Raw genomic sequence first — 20,223 nt, 5'->3', positions numbered from 1 at the left:
ACACCCGCTATGGATAGGTTCGATATCGTCGTTGTCGGCGCCGGCATGGCCGGTGCCTCGCTTGCCGCGCGACTGGGCGGGCGGGCGACAGTGCTCGTGATCGAGGCGGAGGACCGTCCGGGCTATCACGCCACCGGCCGGTCCGCCGCGTTCTGGACCGAAAGCTACGGCGGCCCCCGCGTGCAGCCGCTCACGGCCGCTTCTGGCCGCGAACTTCACGCACTCGGCATGCTGACGCCGCGCAGTGCCCTGACACTGGGGCGCGTAGGCGAAGAGGCCGAAGTCGAGCATTTCGCGCGGACCTATGCCGCGCTCGGCGTCGACGTCGAAGTGCTGGACCGCGCGGGAATCGAGGCGCGCGTGCCCGGTCTGCGCAGCGGCTGGACGGCGGGCGTGCTGGAGCCGAGCACCTGCGATATCGACGTCGCAGGACTGCATCACCATTACCTTGCCGCCGCGCGCCGCAACGGTGTCGACTTGTGGTGCCGCGCCGGATTGCGCGCGGCCGAGCGGACGCAAACCGGCTGGACGCTGACATTGACCGACGGGCGCACGGTGTCGTGCGCGATTCTCGTGAACGCGGCGGGAGCATGGGCCGATCCGGTGGCGCGCTTGGCGGGCATGCACCCGCTCGGCATCGCCCCGTTCCGGCGCACCGTGGCCCAGCTTGCGATCGGCCGTCCGGTGCCCGCGGATCTGCCGCTGGTGCTCGACTTTGGCGAGACGTTCTATTTCAAGCCCGAGCATGGCCGCCTCTGGCTCAGCCCGCATGACGAGACGCCCAGCCAGCCCTGCGATGCCGCGCCCGAGGAACTGGACGTCGCGCTGGCCATCGACCGATTCGAAAAGGTGGTGGACTGGCCGGTCGAGCGGGTCGAGCACCGCTGGGCAGGCCTGCGCGCTTTCGCGCCTGATCGGCTGCCGGTCTATGGCTTCGACCCGGCAGACCCGGCGTTCTTCTGGTTCGCCGGGCAGGGCGGCTTCGGCATCCAGACCGCGCCTGCGGCCGCTGAGCTTGGCGCGCGGCTGTTATTGGCTGATGCGGGCGGCGATCTGGACCCGGCTCCTTATGCGCCGGATCGCTTCGTTACCGCCTGAACTCAATGGGGCCTGAACTCACTCCGATCCGCTGACATCGTCCACGCGCTCGGTAAGCTTTCGGCCGGGCGCCACGAAGTGCCAGATCAGCAGGACCGGCTCCAGCACCGCCATGCCGATCATGATGCTGATGAGGCGGTGGATGGCGGGCAGGATATGCGCGTCCGCGTAGGAATCGGGCACCAGCACCACCAGCACGGTCAGCGTGAATTGCAGGCCGAGATATGTCACTTGCGGCAGCCCGTTCTCGATATGGCGGCCGATCACGATGCCCAGGCACGTGCCCGCGATCAGCACCGGCGCGCTGCCTTGCGCCACCAATAGCACCACGAGCGCGAGGCTCCCGCCGGCAAGGCAGCCGAGCGTGCGGTGGAACAGCCGGCGCGTGACGGGCACGAAGCCGCTGGCACCGATGCCGTTCACCGGCACGATCATTACCGCCATCACGGTGACCGCCGCCTGCGCCATTTCGGGCAAGTCGAACAGGGCATGGAGCAGCGGCAGCACTGAAATGGCAATCCCTGCCTGCACGGCATGACGCGCCGCATGGGGATGCCAGCGCATCCGGTCCGGACGCGGATGGTGCAGGGCCAGCCACTTCTTGCCCGCAAATGTCGCGGTGACGAGGCTGACGATCACGCAGGCGACAGTGCCCGCGATCACTTCCAGCAGCCGCGTCTGCGCGAACTGGATGGTATCGAGCGTGGGATGCTCCAGCCGGTCGAGCAACACCATTTCGAAGGTCAGGCCGAACAGCAGCCAGGCATAGGCGCGCCGCGCGGTCAGCATGCCGTAGAGCCCCAGCGCGCCGACCAGCGCCGCGCTCACCATCGCCAGCGGCAACGACCGCGCCGCCCACGGCACTACGAGCAGCGCCAACCCCGATCCCAGCGCGGTGCCGACGATACGCAGCACGCCGCGCAGCATCGTTTCCGAAGCCTCGCTCTTGAGCAGGACGAATGCGGTGAATGCGGCCCAGCCCACCATCGTCGCGCCGATCAGATGCGCGATGACGATGGCCAGCATGACCGAGGCGACGCAGGCCCATTCGTCGGCCATGCGCGGGCCGGGCGTTACCAGCGCGCGGGCTTCGTCCCTGAACCGCTGCCGGAACGCGGGGAGCGCGCCCAAACGGTCAGCCCTGCTTGCCGGCGGCCACCGCCGCGTCGCTCGCCAGCTTGTCCACGCGCTCGTTCTCGGTATGGCCGGAGTGGCCGCGCACCCATTGCCAATCGACCGCGTGACGGCCCGCAGCCTCGATCAGCTCGTGCCAGAGATCGGCATTGCGCACCGGCTGCTTGCTGGCATTGACCCAGCCCTTCTTCTTCCAGCCGTGGACCCACTTGGTGATCCCGTCGATCACGTACTTGCTGTCGGTATGGAGCGTGACTTCGCAAGGCTCGGTCAGCGCATTGAGCGCCTTGATGACGGCGGTCATCTCCATGCGGTTGTTGGTGGTGTCAGGCTCGCCGCCCGACATTTCCTTTTCGTGCACGCCCATGCGCAGCAAAACGCCCCAGCCCCCGGGGCCGGGATTGCCCTTGCAGGCGCCGTCGGTGAAAATGTCCACTTTCTTCATGCGCCGAAGATACCGTCATTGGCCGGATCGGCATAGAATTCGAGGCGACGTGCGAAAGCCATCGGGTCCTTGGGAGTGACGAGCGCGTCGGCGGGCGTGTTCAGCCAGTCGTAAGCGCGGGTGGACAGGAAGCGGACGGCGGCGCCGCGTGCGAGCACGGGCAGGGCGGCGCGCTCTGCCGGAGACAGCGGGCGGACGCTCTCATAGCCCTCGATCAATGCGGCCGAGAGTTCGGCATCGAACCGGGTGCCGTCGTTGGAGAAGCACCACGCCGCGTGGGTGACCGCCACGTCGTAAGCCAGCAGGTCGGTGCAGGCGAAGTAGAAGTCGATCAGGCCGGTGACCTTGTCGCCCAGCATCAGCACGTTGTCCGGGAACAGGTCCGCGTGGATCACGCCCTGCGGCAGGCCCTGCGGCCAGCAGTCGGCAAGGATCGGCAATTCGCGCTCCACCAGCGCGGCAAGGTCGGCGTCGATCGAGGCCAGCCCGTCATGCCCGCAGTCGCCCAGAAGCTGTTGCCATGCCGGAAGGTCCAGCGAGTTGGCGCGGTTCATCGGGAAGTCTGCCGAGGCAAGGTGGACTTGCGCCAGCGCCGCACCCACTGCGCGGGCCTGCCCCACCGTGGGTTCCGAGACGGAAACGCCGGGCAGGTACTCGATCAGCGCGAGTGCTTTCTTGCCTTCCGGCGTGTCGATCAGGCGGTGGCTGGCGCCGTCGCGATCATGCATGGTGCGCGGCACCGGACAGCCGCGTGCGGCCAGATGGTCCAGCAGATCGAGGAAGAACGGCAGCTCGGCTACTTCCGTGCGGCTTTCATAGACCGTCAGGATGAAGCGGCGCGATACGTCGCCCTGTTGCGTTTCGAGCAGCCAGTTGCTGTTGGAAACGCCCTCGGCAATGCCCTTTGCGGAGACGAGCGTGCCGACCTCGAAGGCATCGACAATCGTGGCGATATCCTCGGCGCCGAGCCGGGTATAGACTGCCATTTGGGTAGAATCCTCAGCGTGCGAGCTGGCGGGGCAGCTTGAAAGTGATGGTCTCCTCGGCCGTGACCACCTGTTCGGTCGAGACCTCGCGCAGTTCCCTGATCCGCGCGACCACTTCGTTGACCAGTTCCTCGGGCGCGGAGGCCCCGGCAGTGAGGCCGACGCTCGCGATACCGTCGAACCACGTTGGATCGATATCGGTGGCGCGCTGGATCATCCGGCCGATCGAGCCCGAACGCTCGGCCACTTCGACAAGGCGTAGCGAGTTCGAGCTCTTGGGTGAACCGATCACCAGCACCAGCTCGCATTGCGGGGCGATCTGCTTGACTGCCGCCTGCCGGTTGGAGGTGGCGTAGCAGATATCCTCCGCCTTGGGGGCGACGACTTGCGGGAAGCGCGCGTGCAGGGCGGCGATGATCGCGGCGGTATCGTCGACCGAGAGCGTGGTCTGCGAAAGATAGGCAAGCTCGACATCGCCGGGGACTTGCAGCGTCGCCACGTCCTCCACCGTTTCCACCAGCGTCATGTTGCCTTCGGGAACTTGACCGAACGTGCCGATCACCTCGGGATGGCCGGCGTGGCCGATGAACAGGATATGGCGGCCCTCGGCAATCTGGCGCTCGGCCTGGCGGTGCACCTTGCTGACCAGCGGGCAGGTGGCATCGAGCCAGTCGAGCCCGCGCGCAGTCGCCTCGGCGGGGACCGACTTCGGCACGCCGTGGGCGGAGAAGATCACCGGCACGCCGTCCGGCACCTGATCCACGCGTTCAACGAAGACGGCGCCCTTGGCCTTGAGGCTATCGACCACGAACTTGTTGTGCACGATCTCATGGCGCACGTAGACCGGAGCGCCATAGATCTCCAGCGCGCGCTCGACGATCTCGATGGCGCGGTCCACCCCGGCGCAGAAACCGCGCGGAGCGGCGATCAGGAGGCGCAGGGGCAGCAGGCGCATGGGCGGCTTCTCTTCGGCTGGAAGCTTCTTCTCGGGTGGAAAGGGCGCGTTCATGAATGGGCCTCTAGCGCTTTGCCGCGCGCGCCGCTAGGGCAAGCGCACGCCACTCGAGGGATGTCACGATGAATGCACGCCGCCTGACCGCTACCGTCCTCTGCTCCGCCGCCGCGGCTGCCGCGCTCAGCGGTTGTGCAAAGAAGGGCGATATCGTGGTCGATTCGGGGGTTGGCATCACGGCGGTGCGCACGGCGTGCCCGGCGGTCGGCATTCCTGACTACACCGGCGACATCACGCTGTTCCGCGTGCCGAATGACAAGACGGCGGCGAATATCGACGTCGTCGCGGCGATGACCAATGTGCGCAGCCAGTGCAGCGACCAGAACGGCGCGCAGGCCAACGACAAGGTGAGCGCGCAGGTCAGCTTCGACGTTCTCGCCCGCCGCACCGATACGCAGAGCGCGCGCCAGATCACGCTGCCGATCTTCGTCAGCGTGTTGCAGGGCGGTTCGGCGGTCGTTTCCAAGCGCGTCGGCCAGGTGCAGGTGAACTTCGCCGCGGGTCAGGACCGTGCGCAGGCGCACGGCGTCGGCACGGCCTATATCGACCGCGCTTCCGCGACGCTGCCCGCCGACATCCGCCAGCGCATCACCCGCCCGCGCAAGGCCGGCGGTGAGGACGCAGCAGTCGATCCGCTGTCGCAGCCCGACGTGAAGACCGCTGTGGCGCGCGCAAGCTTCGAAGTGCTGGTGGGCTTTCAGCTCGATGAGAGCCAGCTGGCGTATAACGCCACGCGTTGAGCGGTGGGGGCGCTTTACTCCATAGGCTGGCTTTGCCTGGCTAGATTAGGCTGTCAGCACTTCAAGTGATTTCTGCGACCTTTTTCAGGGCCTGAAGGGCTTGGTTTGCCGCATCTCTCCGCTCTGCCGAACTTGAGCTGACGCGCTGGTATTCAGGCGACTCCTTCAGCGCCTGTGCTTGTTCCGAAAGTTGCTTTGCTCTGGCTAGAAGAGCGGAGGCGGGCGCGGTGATGTGGTGCGCATTCTCTTCTGGCGATTGGCCGCCGGAGCTGTTGGCGTATGTCATTGGCCGTGCTTTGGCTTCGGCGCGCAGACGTTCAGCTTCCGCGAGAAGCTTCTTGGCTTGATTGTACAAGTCACCGCGACGGCGGTCTTGAGGCGTATTAGTATCGTTTGCGTGCTCTCTCAGATCTTGCAGAGTTTTTGACAAATCTGATTGTGCTTTCTTCATGGCATTGCGCCATCGAATGATCTGGGCCAAAGCGATTGTTAGAGCGAGCAATAGAATTGTCGTTTTAAGGAAGTGCCAGGTGCCTTGTGTGTTCTCCCGATTTACCATCCTGACCAAGGGCGCTACAGCGAAGACAAAGGTGGCGGCGAATTTGCCGTTCTTTGCAAGCTTTCCTGCTTGTCGCATGAAGAATTGCCCTGCTCTTTAAATTGAGGCGTCACAATCCGCGGCGGATGAGAATATTTTCTTAATTGCGAGTGCTCGGTCGATAATCTTGCACCAGACCTCTAAAGTTAGCGATCCGATCGGGCGATGGCAGCCGGTTAAGGGATGGGATGTTCCATCATCGTCGTTTCGATCGCCTCTCGCGCATGGCGGGCGATGCTTTTACGGTCGGCGCGCTGGTTGCCGGTGAGCGGCGGCAGGAAATGCAGCGTGAGATGAAGCGGCTTCCAGCGCGCAAGGATGCGCAAGGCGTTGTCCAGCCCGGGCTCCTCGCCGACCCACGCCATGTTCGCCACTTGCGGGCCGTAATCGAGCCAGACCGGCTGGATCGCCATCCGGTCGTCGTGCGCTTCCACGGCCGAAAGCAGCGAGGACTTGAAGGGCAGCAGTCCGGTGCCGTCGCTGGTGGTGCCTTCGGGGAAGATCGTCAGGCAGCCGGAATCGGCCATGGCGCGGCGCACCTGTTCGACCTGGGCGGCGACGCTGCGGCGTTCGTGCCGGGCGACGAAGACCGTGCCGTTGAGTTCGCAGAGCCAGCGCAAAGCGCCGATCCCCGCCAGCCCGTCATGCGCGACGAAGGCCGTGCCGGTGGCGCCGGCCAGCGCGGGAATGTCCAGCCATGACACGTGGTTGGCCAGCAGGATGCCGCGCCGCAGGGGCTTTGCGCCGCGCATTTCCACGCGCAGACCGGCAATCGTGCCGATCGTGCGCAGGAACAGCGGCGGCACCGGATTGGCGCGCGTGAACGGGGCTAGCAGGTAGTACGCGGCAAGACTGACGAGCAGGGCTGCGAGCAGCGCAGCCAGCCGGACGGTGACAAGTGGCCATTGCCAGAACGCAATGCGCCCGGACGGCAAGGTCGGCGCCATCCCGTTCACCTTGGTCGGTTCACCTGTGTCCGCTCACGTAAGCGGGCTCACTTGCGGGTTTCGCCGTCCTCGCGCTCGATCCGCACGCCGAACAGTTCCATGCGGTGATCGACGAGACGGAAGCCAAGGCGTTCGGCCACCTGGCGCTGGAGCGCTTCGAGTTCGGGATCGACGAATTCGATGACCGCGCCGCTCTCGACGTCGATCATGTGGTCGTGGTGGGCTTCGGGCGCAGCTTCATAGCGGGCGCGGCCGTCGCCGAAATCGTGGCGGTCAAGAATGCCCGCTTCCTCGAACAGGCGCACGGTGCGGTAGACCGTCGCGATCGAGATGCCGGGGTCCAGTGCGGACGCGCGCTGGTGCAGCTTCTCCACATCGGGGTGGTCGGTGCTCTCGGACAGGACCTTGGCGATCACCCGACGTTGTTCGGTGATACGCAGGCCGCGTTCGGCGCAGAGAGCTTCGATGTCGATGGGTTGGTGCACGTTTGACCTGTATCAATGAAAAGAGGCGCACCTGCTATTTAGGCTGGTGCGCCTCCAATCACAACCTTTGGCGCCGTTGGACTACCCGGCTTTCCGCAGTTTGGACCCCTTGGCGCGCAAGTTATGCGCCGCGAAGGGGCTGCGAGCGGGTGTCGGGCCGGCGCCTGGCGCTACCGTTCAGGCAGCGGCAGTCTTGGGCTTGCGGCCGCGGCGTGCGTTGGGCTTGCGGCCCAGGCCGATCTTCTTGGCCAGTTCGCGACGCTTTTCGGCGTAGTTGGGGGCAACCATCGGATAGTCGGCGGGCAGGTTCCAGCGCGCGCGATACTCGTCCGGGGTCATGTTGTAGTGCGTCATGAGGTGACGCTTCAGCATCTTGAGCTTCTTGCCGTCTTCAAGGCACACGATGTAGTCGGGCTTGACCGAGGCGCGCACCGAAACGGCGGGCTCGGGCTTTTCTTCCTCAACTACGGGCGTGGTGCCGAGACCGGCAAGAGCGCCATAGACATTGGTGATCAGCGAGGGCAGGTCCTCGACGCCGACGCTGTTGTTGCTGACATGTGCGGCGACAATGTCGGACGTGAGCGTGATCAGCGTCTCGTTGGCGTCAGCCTGGATAGTGTCCATCTTCTTACGACCTCTTATTTTTACGCGACCTTTAGGAGCGGAATCGGTTTGCATTTCACGAGGCCGCGGGTCGCCCTTGAACCACTTTTTCGGGAAACACAAGATGATTCCCGAATTGTTCGATGCAATCCTAGTTGTCGCTAGTTAATCTAGCATGAATACTGCCAAAGTGGCGTCGTAATCACGTCAGATTGACGGTATTTTTGTCACAAATGTCGCAGGCGAAGGTGATTGCATCGATCCGTTCGCCATTCGGCAGGCGATAGTAGTCTTTACGCTCGCCGATTGGGTAGAATCCGAAGCCGGAGTAAAGAAATTCGGCAGGATTGCCTCTTCTCATTTCGAGCAGCAGGCGTTTCGCGCCGCGACTCGTCGCCGCAAGACGCAGCGCGTCAAGCATCGTGCGACCCAGTTTCTTGCGGCGGTATTCGGGCGCCACGCCCAACAGCAGCAGTTCTTCTTCTTCATAGCCGGTGCGGGATAGAGAAAATCCGGCCGCATCTTCGTCTTCGCTGACGGGCAGGCCTTCGGGGGAGATCAGGAAATAGTGGCAATTGCCGACGGCCAGCGCATCTTCGACTTGTCGGCGGTTCCATGCCTCGCCCCAGGCGGGGTCGAAGGCGGTCTGCATCACCGCCATGATCCGGTCTATATCGTCGATCATCCGCGTGCCCATTATTGTCCTGCTCCCGAAGGATTGGCGGCCGCCGCCATCGGCTTTGCGTCCGGCGCGCGGCCATAGAGCGGGTGGATCTCGGCAGTCAGCGCGGCGGCAGGCAGCAGCGGCAGGCAGCGCGCATCGGGCCAGATCGAAAGCGCTTCGCCGGATCCTCCCAGCGACTGGCGCGCGGCCAGCAGCGCCTCGGCTTGCGTCCCGGCGACGATCTCTTCGACATTGGCGGCAACGGCCGCATCGGGGCGCAGCGAGGCGAGGGAGCGGCTGGTCGCGCCCTGTCCGTCAAAGCCTTCGGTGAACCATTCGCCGTGGCCGCCGGTCATGACCACGGCCACTGGCACGTCGCCGCGCTCCTGCCGGGCCATGGCCGCGATCAGCGAGAGGGTCGGGTAGCCCAGGACTTCGGCGCCCCAGGCCAGCGCGAGCGCGCGGCCGGCGGCAAGGCCGACGCGCACGCCGGTAAAGCTGCCGGGGCCCAGCGCAACGACGACGCGGCCCGCGCGCCCGCGGTCGGGCAGGGCAGCGATCATCGGCACCAGCGCTTCGGCATGGCCGCGCCCGAGCATGCGGTAGTCGCCTGCAAGCAGGACGCCGTCTTCGAAGAGCGCGACCGAGCATGCCTCGGTGGCGCTGTCGATCACGAGAGTGCGGCCCGTCAGGTCCAGCGTGGATTTATCGGCGTTTGCGATCACGGGGTGAAGTCAGGGCGGGGCGGGTCAGGCGGCGCGGACTTCGGTGACTTCCGGCACGTAGTGCTTGAGCAAGCTTTCGATCCCGTGCTTCAGCGTCGCGGTCGACGAGGGGCAGCCCGAGCAGGCGCCCTGCATGCCAAGGTAGACCACGCCTTCGCGGAAGCCGCGATAGACGATGTCGCCGCCGTCGTTGGCAACGGCCGGGCGGACGCGGGTTTCGATCAGGTCCTTGATCTGCGCGACGATGTCGGCATCGGCGGGATCGTCGCCGTAATCGTGCTCTTCTTCGGGCGGGACGGCGAAGCCGCTGGCGTCACCGCCTGCGAAAAGCGGCGCCTGCGACACGAAATGATCGAGCAGAACCGAGACCACTTGCGGCTTCAGGTCGCCCCATTCGACGCCGGGCGCGGCGGTAACGGCCACGAAGTGCTCACCGAACAGCACGCCGGTCACGTCGCCAAGACCGAACAGCGCCTCTGCCAGCGGCGAGGCCTCGGCCGCCTCGGGCGAAGTGAATTCGCGCGTGCCCGCGGGCATGACCTGCCGGCCGGGCAGGAACTTGAGCGTGGCGGGGTTCGGCGTGGCTTCGGTTTCAATGTACATGGCTCTCGCGATGTAGGAGGACATGCCGTCCGGTCAAGTCCGCCAATGGCCGGAATTGGACAATTAGCTGGCATTCATCGCAATCACGCGTGCGTTTTTAGTGATCGGCGCGTGCAGGAATCGGTCCATGGCCGATTTTCGGCGGGCGCTATTCGAATACCGTTCCGACTATTCAGCGGCGCCGTCTATTCACTGGCCCTTAAGGGATCGTCGCCCTATACCTCCCGGGTGATGACGACTTCCTCGCGCGCCGCTCGCTCGCTCGCCGCCCTGCTGCTTCTGGCTCCCCTTCCGGTTCAGCCGTTCCTTGCTCCGGCGTTTGCCGGAACCCCGGCCGATGCGCCGCAAGCGGTTCAAAAGGCGGGGGCAACCACCAAAAAGCAGCCGCCGCGCCGCGCCGCCGCGCCGGAAACACAGCAACACGCCGATCCCGCGCTCAAGCAAAGCGGCGGAGACCAGCCGCTTGCGGGCGACGCCGATCCCTGGCTCTATCGTGGCAGCGACATTCCGCATGACAAGGAGTGGCACTTCGGCGAACTGCCGAACGGCCTCAAATATGCGGTGCGCCGCAATGGCGTGCCGCCGGGGCAGGTCTCGATCCGCATCCGCGTCGATGCCGGTTCGCTTTACGAGACCGATTCGGAGCGCGGTTATGCGCACTTGCTGGAACACATGCTGTTCCGCCAGTCGAAGTACATTCCCGAAGGCACGGCGATTGCCGCCTTCCAGCGCCTTGGCGCCACGTTCGGCAGCGACACCAATGCGGTAACCTCCACCACGCAGACCGTGTTCAAGCTGGACCTGCCCAACGCCACACCCACCTCGCTGGACGAGACGTTCAAGCTGATGAGCGGCATGGTCACCGCGCCGGCGCTCTCGGCCTCGAACCTGAAGCAGGACCTGCCGATCGTCATGGCCGAAATGCGCGAGCGGGGCGGTGCTTCCAAGCGCGTGCAGCAGGCGATGCAGCAAGTGCTCTATGCGGGCCAGCCGCTGGCCCAGCGCGAGCCGATCGGCACGGTGGAATCACTGACGGCGGCAACGCCCGATACCGTGCGCGCCTTCTATTCGCGCTGGTACCGGCCGGACAATGTGGCCGTGATCGTCGCAGGCGATGCCGATCCGGCAACGCTGGAGTCCTACGTCAAGAAGTGGTTCTCCGATTGGCAGGCGCCCGGCAAGCTTGCCACCGCGCCCAGTTTCGGCGATCCGGCCGCCCCGGCGGGCGCCGATCCGAAGAACCCGGTGGGCGAGACGCGCGTGCTGGTCGAGCCCGACCTGCCGCCCTCGCTGCTTTACGCCACGCTGCGCCCCTGGCGACAGGTGACGGACAATATCGTCTACAACCAGGGCCTGATGGTCGATGCCATCGCGCAGGCCGTGATCAACCGCCGCCTCGAAACGCGTGCGCGGGCAGGGGGAAGCTATCTCTCGGCCTCGGTGGACCAGCAGGACGTCTCGCGCTCGGCCGATGCCACCTTCGTGTCGATCACGCCGCTGGGTGACGACTGGAAGTCGGCGCTGCGCGACGTGCGCGCGGTGATCGCCGATGCCTTGGCCCATCCGCCGACGCAGGCGGAGATCGACCGCGAAGTGGCCGAACTGGACGTCAGCTTCCAGGTCCCCGTCGAACAGCGCCGCATCCTGCCGGGTTCGAAGCTGGCCGACGACATGGTCAATGCGCTCGACATTCGCGAGACCGTGGCCGGTCCGGAGGACGTGCTGCGCATCTTCCGCGATTCGAAGCCGATGTTCACGCCCGACAAGGTGCTGGAACATACCCGACAGCTGTTCTCCGGCACGGTGACCCGCGCGCTGTTCACCACGCAGAAGCCGGGCGTTACCGATGACGCGCTGCGCCTTGGACTGATGGAGCCGGTGAAGCCGGATGCCGCCACCCGCACCGCCAGCAATGCGCCGCCGGTCTCGTTCGCGACGCTGCCCTCCATCGGCAAGTCGCAGCAGGCGGTCTCCGACAAGCCGACCGGCCTGCTCGACATCGAGCAACTGAACTTCGCCAATGGCGTGAAGGTCCTGCTCTGGCCGGTGCAGGAAGAGCCCGGCCGCGTCACCGTGAAAGTGCGCTTCGGTGGCGGCACGCGCTCGTTCCTGCCCAAGGATGCGCCCTATCTTGGCCTTGCGGACTATGCGCTGGTCGGCTCGGGCCTCGCCACGCTGGGCCAGGAAGATCTCGACCGGATTTCCACCGGCCGCAAGATGGGCTTCGACTTCAACACGCAGGACGCCACCTTCGTCTTCACCGCCGAAACCCGCCCGCAGGATCTGGCCGATCAGCTCTATCTCTTCGCCGCCAAGCTGGACCTGCCGCGCTGGGATCCGAACCCGTTCCTGCGCGCCAAGGCCGCCGCGAAGATCCAGTACGATACCTATTCCACCTCGCCGCAGGGCGTGCTCAACCGCGATCTGACATTCTACCAGCGCGGGCAGGACCCGCGCTTCGCGACGCCGACCCCCGCGCAACTCGCCGGCACCACCGCCAAGGGCTTCAAGGCGGCCTGGAGCCGCGCGCTGGCGAGCGGTCCGGTCGAAGTGCAGATCTACGGCGACTTCGACAAGGCAGCGGCCACCGCGGCGCTGGAGAAGACCTTCGGCGCGCTCAAGCCGCGCACGCCGGCGCCGATCGTTCCGGCCACCGACGTTTCGGTACCCAAGCCGTCCGACGTGCCGATCGTGCTGCACCATCATGGCGACCCCGACCAGGCGGCGGCGGTGATCTCGTGGCCGACCGGCGGCGGCGCCGTGGGCATCCGCGAATCGCGCCAGCTTGAAGTGCTGACCCAGCTCTTCACCAACCGCCTGCTCGATGCGGTGCGCGAGAAGCTGGGCGTGGCCTATTCGCCCTACGTCTATTCGCAGTGGCCGGTGGACATGAGCACTGGCGGCTCGATCACGGCGGTAGCGCAGCTCGATCCCAAGTCGACCACGGTGTTCTTCCAGACCGCCGACGAGATCGCCGAGAACCTGATCGCCAACCCGCCCACGGCCGAGGAGCTTGCGCTCGTGACCGAGCCGATGCGCCAGCAGGTAACGCGCGCGGCATCGAGCACGGCCTTCTTCATGAGCCAGCTTGAGGGCGCCACTTACGACCCCTCACGCATCGGCACAGTGCGCACGATCCTCAACGACTATACGCAAGTCACGCCGCAGCAGATGCAGCAACTGGCCGCGCGTTATCTCGGCAAGGACAAGTCATGGCGGCTTGAAGTGATGCCGGAGGGCAAAAGCTCCGGCACGGTAGCCAAGCGCTGAATGAGACGGGAGGCTTCGGCCTCCCGTTTTTGTTTGTGGTGGGATCTTCGCGGTGGAGTCCGGGGATGCGGCCCGTTTCGTCCATCTGTCCCTCTATTTCCACCCGCTCAGGCTGAGCTTGTCGAATCCCCCCGAGGCAGGGCGCGAGGTCGCCAGCCTCCAAAGCTCAGGACGAGCGCAGCAGCCGACGGTCTCACCGCTCAGCCACGCCCAATCCCGGAGCGATTGCCGAGTTTCACCGCAACGATTATCGTGAACGCCGCCCCGATAGCTTGCCTCGACCGCCACGGGGCAGTGCAGGGGCTGTACTGCAAGCCGTTTCATGCTGATGACACGCTACTGTCAGGCCGGTCGAAGGAGCCCCGGTACCCTGCGACTGACGCGGCGCGGTGCAGGACAATCGTATCGATGCCGGGAGCATCGGTCCGATAAACCGTGGGCGCGCCGATGGATCCCGTCGATACCTTTGAACTCATCCTCGCCCTTCTCGCCGTGGTCGTCGCCCTGCATTGGGTGGCACAGCGGCTGAATCTGCCGCCGTCCATCGCGATGCTCATGGGAGGCGGCGGGTTGGCCTTCGTCTCCGGCCTGCCGCCGGTAAAGCTCAATCCCGAACTGGCGTTGGTGCTGTTCCTGCCGCCGCTGGTGATGGACGGAGCCTACTACACGGCGCTGGGCCGGTTCCGGCGCCACCTGCCGGGCATATTGTCACTGGCAATCGGTGCGGTTGTCTTCACGACCCTGGCGGTCGGCCTCGTCGCTCACTGGCTCGTTCCGGGGCTGCCCTGGGCCGCGTGCTTCGCGCTCGGTGCGATCGTCTCGCCGCCGGACGCGATTTCGGCGCGGGCCGTTCTCCAGCGCGTGAAGCTTCCCCGGCGGCTGTCGGCCTTCCTCGAAGGCGAAAGCCTGCTGAACGATGCCACCGGGCTGGTGCTGTTCCGTTTCGCGGTGGTCGCTGCGCTGAGCGGCGTTTTCGACGCCGGGGCCGCCTTTTCGAGCTTCGCCGCTCACATCATCGGCGGCATCGTCGCCGGCCTGCTGGTATCGGCAATTTGGATCGTCGCCGTCCGGCACTTGCGCGATACGACGCTGATCATCGTGGCCAACACCCTGATGTGCTGGGTCGCCTACATTGCCGCCGAGTTCATGCATGTCTCGGGCGTGCTCGCCACGGTCGTCGCCGGACTGGTGCTGGGCTGGTTCCAGCACATCATCCTTCCCGCGCGGGTAAGACTGCGCGGCGCGGTGGTCTGGCATACCATGGTGTTCGTGCTGGAAGCGCTGGTCTTCATCCTCATCGGCCTTTCGATGGGTGACCTGCTCGACCGCATCGGCGGGATCAGAGCCGTCTCGCAGAGCATGGCGATGCCGGTCGCCGGTGTCGTGGCGGTGGTCATCGTCGCGCGCTTCATCTGGGTCTTTGCCACCGATCTGTTGCAATATGCGCTGTGCGCCATGGGGATGACCTATCCTCGCCCGCTGGGGCCGCGAAAGGCGACCGTGCTGAGCTGGACCGGCATGCGCGGGGTGGTGACGCTCGCGGTCGCGCTGTCCCTGCCGGCAGCCATGCCCGGCCGCGACCTGATGCTGGTGACGGCCTTTGCCGTGATTTTCGTGACGGTCGTGGTCCAGGGCGCGAGTCTGGGCTGGTTGATCCGGCTGCTCCAGCCGGAAGACCGGGATCCACCGGCGAACATGACGAGGACCGAGACGGAAGCAGCCATCGCCCGCGCGCGGGCCGACGCCATGGAGGGCTATGCCTATGCGCCCGACGGAACGCTGGTCCATCCCATCCTGCTCGACCAGTCCCGCAAGCGCCTTGAAGTCGTCCAGCGCTACACCGAAGATGTGGAGGGATACCGGGTGGATTTCCGCCTGCATTTCGACATCCAGCAGAAAGTGCTGGACGCCGGACGTGCCGAACTGCTCCGCATTCATCGTGCGGGCCTGATCGAAGACGAAGTCCTGCACGATGTCGAACATGATCTCGATGTCGAGGAACTCGCCATAGTCTTGCGCCGCGGCGATTGAGTGCAGCCGGAGAGCGGCATCTCCAAAGCGGGCCGGAATTTCGCAGATTGTCGAACGCCGCGACCGAAAATCGCTCTTCCCACCCGCCTTCGGCAACAATCTTACCCATCGCCCCGGTGCTTCAGCGCAATCGATCACGCTGATCGCCTAAACCGGCTTTGCAAAAATTGCTCGGAGCGGCTATGGGGCGCCCCTTGTTTGCGGTTCTTGCCGGTTTGGCCCCATGCATTCGGCGCGGGGAGAGAAGGCAAAGGAACCGCCGGGAGTACGTAACGTGGCTAGCAATTGGACCCCGGAAAGCTGGAAGGCTCAGGAAGCCCGCCATCTTCCGGTATACGGCGATGCGGAGAAGCTGGGCGAGGTTGAGGCCACGCTTGCAAAGTATCCGCCGCTGGTCTTTGCGGGCGAGGCGCGTGCTCTGAAGGCGGAACTCGCCGAAGTCGCTGCCGGTCGCGGTTTCCTGCTTCAGGGCGGGGATTGCGCGGAAAGCTTCGCCGAATTCAGCGCGGACAACATTCGCGATTCCTTCCGCGTGCTGCTCCAGATGGCGGTGGTGCTGACTTTCGCCAGCAAGCAGCCGGTGGTGAAGCTGGGCCGCATGGCGGGCCAGTTCGCCAAGCCACGCTCGGCCCCGACCGAGACGATCGGCGGCGTGGAACTGCCCAGCTACTTCGGCGACATCATCAACGGCATCGAGTTCGAGCCGGAGACGCGCCGCAACGATCCGGAGCGCATGCTCAAGGCCTATGGCCAGTCGTCGGCCACGCTGAACCTGCTGCGCGCTTTCGCGCATGGCGGCTATGCGAACCTGCGGCAGGTGCACCAGTGGACGATGGAACACATCAACCGCAGCCCCTGGGGCGAGAAGTTCTCGCAGATGGCGGACCGCATCGGCGAGGCGCTCGACTTCATGGCCGCCTGCGGCGTGGACCCGACTTCGGTTCCGCAGCTTCAGGGCACCGAGTTCTACACCAGCCACGAGGCGCTGCTGCTTCCTTACGAGCAGGCCCTGACGCGCCGCGATTCGCTCACCGGCGACTGGTACGATTGCTCGGCCCACATGCTGTGGATCGGTGACCGCACCCGTTTCGACGGCTCGGCCCATGTCGAGTTCCTGCGCGGCGTCGGCAACCCGATCGGCATGAAGTGCGGACCCAGCCTTGAGCCCGACGCGTTGCTGCGCATGCTCGACACGCTGAACCCGGGCCGCGAGCCCGGCCGCATGACGCTGATCAGCCGCTATGGCCACGACAAGGTCGAAGCCGGCCTGCCCAAGCTGGTGCGCGCGGTGAAGGCCGAAGGTCATCCGGTGCTGTGGTCGTGCGATCCGATGCACGGCAACGTCATCAAGGCGGAGAGCGGCTTCAAGACCCGTCCTTACGACCGCATCCTTGCCGAAGTGCGCGGCTTCTTCGCCGTTCACCGCGCCGAGGGTACGCATGCGGGCGGCATCCATATCGAGATGACCGGCCAGGACGTGACCGAATGCACCGGCGGCGCCATCGCCATCACCGACGAGGCGCTGAAGGACCGCTACCACACCCACTGCGACCCGCGCCTCAACGGCGCGCAGTCGATCGAACTCGCTTTCGAGCTGGCAGACCTGCTCAATCTCGAAGCGACCGAAAGGCAGAAGCAGGCGGCCTGATCCGCTACTTTTGAACGAATGCGCGGGCAGGGGAGCGAAGGCTCTCCTGCCCGTTTTCGTATCGTCGGCATGATCGCAAGACCATGCGCGGCTTGCTGCGCTCAAAGTCGATGGCGGACAGCCAGACTTACCCCGTCGGGCCCACGTCTTACCCGGTCGCCCTCGCGTCTTACTCCGTCGCCCCCGCGAAGGCGGGGGCCCCGCTTCCTTGCGACCTCTCGTGGCTCACAAGAAAAGCTGGATCCCCGCCTTCGCGAGGATGACGAATCTGGGTATGCTTGCCGTTCCGGGCGATCGCGTGGATTGGGTTCTGGTTTCCAGGAAAGACAGCGGGCAGCCTAACGCCGATCACGATGCCAGCGTGACAGGGCTCTCCGGCGCATCGCGCAAACGGAGATGCAGCTTTCCGCCGACAGGCTGCGGCACCGCAAGGGTCGATCCGGTGAAGCCCGGCGGCACCGTCACCGCTTGCGCGAAAGCGGGATCGGCGGAGATGGCATCGATCAGGAAGAGATCGCGGCCGGACAGTGTGCAGGGCGTGGCCTTGGCGGCGCCTTTCGTGCCGCAGGCTAGGCCCTCGATCCGGGGCAGCCGCGCCAGAGTGGCCAGCGGTTTCCAGTCCCCGGCATCGTGATCGCCGACGAGCCTGAAGCGCAGCGGCCCGAACGTGCCGGCGGGAAGGTCCGCCGCCCGGAGCCGCGCCACCAGCACTTGCGGGCTCTCCAGCGTCAGACCCTTTCCAGTAGCCAGCCGTATGGCCACAGGGCCGCCGTCGGTGGCGATCTCGATCGCATTGTCGGTGCCGAAGCGACTGTCAGGCGCGGCCTTGATCGAGAAGACCAGTTCGCCATTGTCGGGCAGTAGATCGTCCGAACCCAGCTCCAGCGCGTGCGTTCCGGGCGCGGCGGGCGCGGCGTTGACGGTCTGCCCGATCACCTCGACTTGCGGACGGGCCGCCGCCACCCGCGTCGGCAGCGAGATGCTGCGGCCGTCCACCAGACGGATCGCCGCCGTGCTCGCCGTGTCCTGCGCAGGCGCGCGGGCGCCGCCCTTAGCGGTGAGGCGCAAGTGGTCCACCGCGCCCTCGCGGGTGAGGCCGTCCGGCTGGAACTCGATGTCGCCCAGCGTCAGCGACCGGATCTGGTCGAGGCGCTGGCCAGTCAGCTCGCCTTGCGTATCGCCGGCGTGAAGCTCGAACGCGTCGATCCGGCTGGCTTCGGCGCGGGCGCGCAGGGTGACCGTCTCTGGAGTGGCCGCGCCCTGATAGCGCAGTTCGACGCGTATCTCGCCGGGGCCGGAGCCCGCCAGTGGAACCGTGAAGACCAGCCGGTTGCCATCGCGCACTTTCCATTCGAGCGGCTTGGGTGCGCCGCTTCCCTGTCGCAGCGTCAGATCCTCCACGCAGGACGGCGCGGCGCCTTCGAGCACCACTTCGTTGTCGCGCCCGACCACCACATCCGCATCGCCCGAGACCTTCCAGGCATTGCCGTCCGGCCGCTGGAGCAGGAATTCGGGCCCGTCGAACGGCGCGAAGCCCCAGAGGCCGTGGACCCGCGCGCGCATCGATCCGGCGAAGTCGCTCGGCAGCGCCTCGGTGCCCAGCACATAGCCGCCCTTGTCTGCGCGGGCCGTGATCGGCACGTCCATGCTCTGGCCCGAGGCATTGGTGAGCTTGACCTTCATGTCATGCGCGAAGTCGGTCGAATAGATCAGCGGCGCGCCTTCCACCGCCAGCACCGCCCCCGGACGGACGACGCAGACCGGCCCCTTGGCGGTGCTGCGCAGCTGCGGCGGAATGTCGGCCTCCACGGCGGGCAGCGCGGCGACCATCACCGACTTGGGCTTCTGGAACGAGGGCGCCGCATTGAGCAGCAGCGACAGCGTATCGCCGCGGCGGACCGACAGCGTCGGCAGGTAGCCGAACTGCGGATTGTTGAACGCGCCCAGTATGCGCGCAAGATCGCGGGCGACACCGATATAGGCGCTGTAATAGCCGGCGCCGGCCTGCGGCGTGGCGCTCAGCTGCAAGGCAAGATCGGTGGGCGCGCCGGTCAGCGTATCGGCGAGCGAGCTGGAATGGACGTCGCTCAGGATCAGCGATTCCCGGTTCTCCAACAGGCACGAGGCCTGCATGGCGATGACCTTGGAAAGGCAATCCTCGTTGAGCTTGATCGACAGGCTGCGTGCCAGCACCGGGGCGACCGAGCGCAAGTATTCGGGCCCGTTGTCGTCCTGCGCCTGGATCGCGCCCATGAAGGCGGTGAGGCGCGAATGATCGAGCGAGGCCTGATTGAGTTCCTGACTGGCGCGCACGAATTCGCCCGGCTTGCCGCGCACCGCATCCACCAGCACGCCCTCCGCGCCGCCGGTATCGGGCACCATCAGCAGCACCGACTGGCGCGCGCCCTTGGGCACGGTGAGCGAAAGCGCCTTGTCCTTCTCCTTGCTCTTCCACGTGCTGGCGGTGGAGATCCAGTTCTTCGGCGGCGGATTGGTTGCGCCGCGCAGGAAGGCGGAGACGAGCAGGAACTTCAGCCCCTGATCGTCGGGCAGCGCGGCGTGGATGGAAAGCTTGTCGTCCTCGGCCAGGCTGGGCACTTGCGAGATGGGCAGGGTCTGCTGCCCGCGCGTCACCTCGATCCGCAGATCGGGGCCGTTGAGTTCGAACGGCGCGGGATCGGCCGCCGCCGGGCCCGCCATGCCGAGCGCGCCCGCTACGGAGGACGAAAGCATGGTCGCGCGCAAGAGATGGCGGCGCAAGAAGTCAGCGCGCAGACGGTTGGCGCGCGGGCGGGGCGAATCGGCATCCTTCATGCAGACTGGCAAAGCGGTTGTTCCCTGTCGGTTGCCTGACTGGACCTATCACCCGGCGAAAATAATGCACGCCATGCCTGCTTCATTGTGATTGGGACGCCGAATGGCGTTCCGGGAGCCGCTTGCGCCCGCGGGCTATGTCCTTTTGCGGGATATCGCGATGAAGCCGAGTACCGCGCCATAGAAGGCAAGCTGTTTCAGGATGCCCATGTCGCTCAGCGTCGGGTCGATGGGCAGTTTCTCGCCGGTTGCCCGGTTCACTGCAACCAGCATGAGCGTGACGATGACTAGCGCGGTCACCCGAAGCAGGCGCCTGTTCCTTTGCGCGACATCGGGAAATGCCATGAATCTTCTCCGCCGGGCCACCAATCATGTCTTTGCAAAGACTATGCAATCAATAGGGCGGGAAAAAGCGAATTC

General features: G+C 65.8%; 18 protein-coding genes. 5 read left to right on the top strand and 13 right to left on the bottom strand.

Annotated elements, in window-relative coordinates:
* Positions 1–9: 9 nt before the first annotated feature.
* A complete protein-coding gene (locus AC1VVM_RS15725; RefSeq protein ID WP_482955466.1) occupies positions 10–1,098 on the top strand; it encodes an NAD(P)/FAD-dependent oxidoreductase in 1,089 nt (362 codons plus the stop codon).
* 18 nt (positions 1,099–1,116) lie between these two features.
* On the opposite strand, the gene AC1VVM_RS15720 is transcribed toward AC1VVM_RS15725, so the two are convergent.
* Genes AC1VVM_RS15720 through ispH form a run of 4 tightly spaced genes read right to left on the bottom strand, consistent with a single transcriptional unit; the run spans position 1,117 to position 4,672 of the window.
* Complete coding sequence (locus AC1VVM_RS15720; RefSeq protein ID WP_482904567.1) at positions 1,117–2,229, bottom strand: FUSC family protein; 1,113 nt, start codon at positions 2,227–2,229, stop codon at positions 1,117–1,119.
* 4 nt (positions 2,230–2,233) lie between these two features.
* On the bottom strand, positions 2,234–2,677 hold the full coding sequence (rnhA, locus tag AC1VVM_RS15715; RefSeq protein WP_482904566.1) for a ribonuclease HI: 444 nt from the start codon (positions 2,675–2,677) through the stop codon (positions 2,234–2,236).
* On the bottom strand, positions 2,674–3,663 hold the full coding sequence (thrB, locus tag AC1VVM_RS15710; RefSeq protein ID WP_482904565.1) for a homoserine kinase: 990 nt from the start codon (positions 3,661–3,663) through the stop codon (positions 2,674–2,676). The genes rnhA and thrB overlap by 4 nt, the downstream gene beginning before the upstream one ends.
* A 13-nt stretch (positions 3,664–3,676) precedes the next feature.
* The gene (ispH, locus tag AC1VVM_RS15705; RefSeq protein ID WP_482904564.1) at positions 3,677–4,672 is read right to left on the bottom strand and encodes a 4-hydroxy-3-methylbut-2-enyl diphosphate reductase; all 996 of its coding nucleotides are present in this window, start codon (positions 4,670–4,672) and stop codon (positions 3,677–3,679) included.
* A gap of 68 nt (positions 4,673–4,740) precedes the next feature.
* On the opposite strand from ispH, the gene AC1VVM_RS15700 reads away from it, so the two are divergent.
* The gene (locus AC1VVM_RS15700) at positions 4,741–5,415 is read left to right on the top strand and encodes a hypothetical protein (RefSeq protein WP_132386482.1); all 675 of its coding nucleotides are present in this window, start codon (positions 4,741–4,743) and stop codon (positions 5,413–5,415) included.
* A 61-nt stretch (positions 5,416–5,476) separates the two neighbouring features.
* Here the strand turns inward: AC1VVM_RS15700 and AC1VVM_RS15695 are convergent, their stop codons facing one another.
* The 7 genes from AC1VVM_RS15695 to AC1VVM_RS15665 all read right to left on the bottom strand — a co-directional run bounded on the left by AC1VVM_RS15695 (position 5,477) and on the right by AC1VVM_RS15665 (position 10,040).
* Complete coding sequence (locus AC1VVM_RS15695) at positions 5,477–6,052, bottom strand: hypothetical protein (protein WP_482955465.1); 576 nt, start codon at positions 6,050–6,052, stop codon at positions 5,477–5,479.
* Positions 6,053–6,189: 137 nt separating this feature from the next.
* Positions 6,190–6,960, bottom strand: a complete 771-nt coding sequence (locus AC1VVM_RS15690) for a lysophospholipid acyltransferase family protein (RefSeq protein ID WP_482904562.1) — start codon at positions 6,958–6,960, stop codon at positions 6,190–6,192.
* Between the two features lie 47 nt (positions 6,961–7,007).
* Positions 7,008–7,445: a Fur family transcriptional regulator gene (locus tag AC1VVM_RS15685; RefSeq protein WP_132386478.1), complete on the bottom strand. Its 438-nt coding sequence runs from the start codon at positions 7,443–7,445 to the stop codon at positions 7,008–7,010.
* 177 nt (positions 7,446–7,622) lie between these two features.
* Entirely contained in the window at positions 7,623–8,069 is a 447-nt protein-coding gene (locus tag AC1VVM_RS15680) for a Ros/MucR family transcriptional regulator (protein ID WP_132386476.1), read from the bottom strand.
* A gap of 181 nt (positions 8,070–8,250) precedes the next feature.
* Complete coding sequence (locus tag AC1VVM_RS15675) at positions 8,251–8,733, bottom strand: GNAT family N-acetyltransferase (protein WP_482904561.1); 483 nt, start codon at positions 8,731–8,733, stop codon at positions 8,251–8,253.
* An 11-nt stretch (positions 8,734–8,744) separates the two neighbouring features.
* Positions 8,745–9,437, bottom strand: a complete 693-nt coding sequence (gene tsaB, locus AC1VVM_RS15670; protein ID WP_482904560.1) for a tRNA (adenosine(37)-N6)-threonylcarbamoyltransferase complex dimerization subunit type 1 TsaB — start codon at positions 9,435–9,437, stop codon at positions 8,745–8,747.
* 24 nt (positions 9,438–9,461) lie between these two features.
* Positions 9,462–10,040 carry a NifU family protein gene (locus AC1VVM_RS15665; protein ID WP_482904559.1) on the bottom strand — a complete coding sequence of 193 codons (579 nt, stop codon included), beginning with the start codon at positions 10,038–10,040 and terminating at the stop codon, positions 9,462–9,464.
* A 231-nt stretch (positions 10,041–10,271) separates the two neighbouring features.
* Between AC1VVM_RS15665 and AC1VVM_RS15660 the strand changes: the two genes are divergently transcribed.
* From AC1VVM_RS15660 to AC1VVM_RS15650, 3 genes are all read left to right on the top strand, one after another.
* Positions 10,272–13,310, top strand: coding sequence for a M16 family metallopeptidase (locus tag AC1VVM_RS15660; protein WP_482905116.1), 3,039 nt, complete (start codon positions 10,272–10,274; stop codon positions 13,308–13,310).
* A 447-nt stretch (positions 13,311–13,757) separates the two neighbouring features.
* Complete coding sequence (locus AC1VVM_RS15655) at positions 13,758–15,341, top strand: Na+/H+ antiporter (protein WP_482955464.1); 1,584 nt, start codon at positions 13,758–13,760, stop codon at positions 15,339–15,341.
* Between the two features lie 274 nt (positions 15,342–15,615).
* A complete protein-coding gene (locus AC1VVM_RS15650) occupies positions 15,616–16,989 on the top strand; it encodes a class II 3-deoxy-7-phosphoheptulonate synthase (RefSeq protein ID WP_482904557.1) in 1,374 nt (457 codons plus the stop codon).
* A 348-nt stretch (positions 16,990–17,337) separates the two neighbouring features.
* Here the strand turns inward: AC1VVM_RS15650 and AC1VVM_RS15645 are convergent, their stop codons facing one another.
* Entirely contained in the window at positions 17,338–19,722 is a 2,385-nt protein-coding gene (locus AC1VVM_RS15645; RefSeq protein WP_482956364.1) for a hypothetical protein, read from the bottom strand.
* Between the two features lie 216 nt (positions 19,723–19,938).
* Positions 19,939–20,148 carry a hypothetical protein gene (locus AC1VVM_RS15640; RefSeq protein ID WP_482904555.1) on the bottom strand — a complete coding sequence of 70 codons (210 nt, stop codon included), beginning with the start codon at positions 20,146–20,148 and terminating at the stop codon, positions 19,939–19,941.
* Between the last annotated feature and the right edge of the window lie 75 nt (positions 20,149–20,223).

It is taken from the genome of Novosphingobium sp. BL-S-33 (assembly GCF_056857025.1).
Note: the sequence above shows the minus strand (reverse complement) of the source record. Positions and strands in the feature narration are given on the sequence as shown.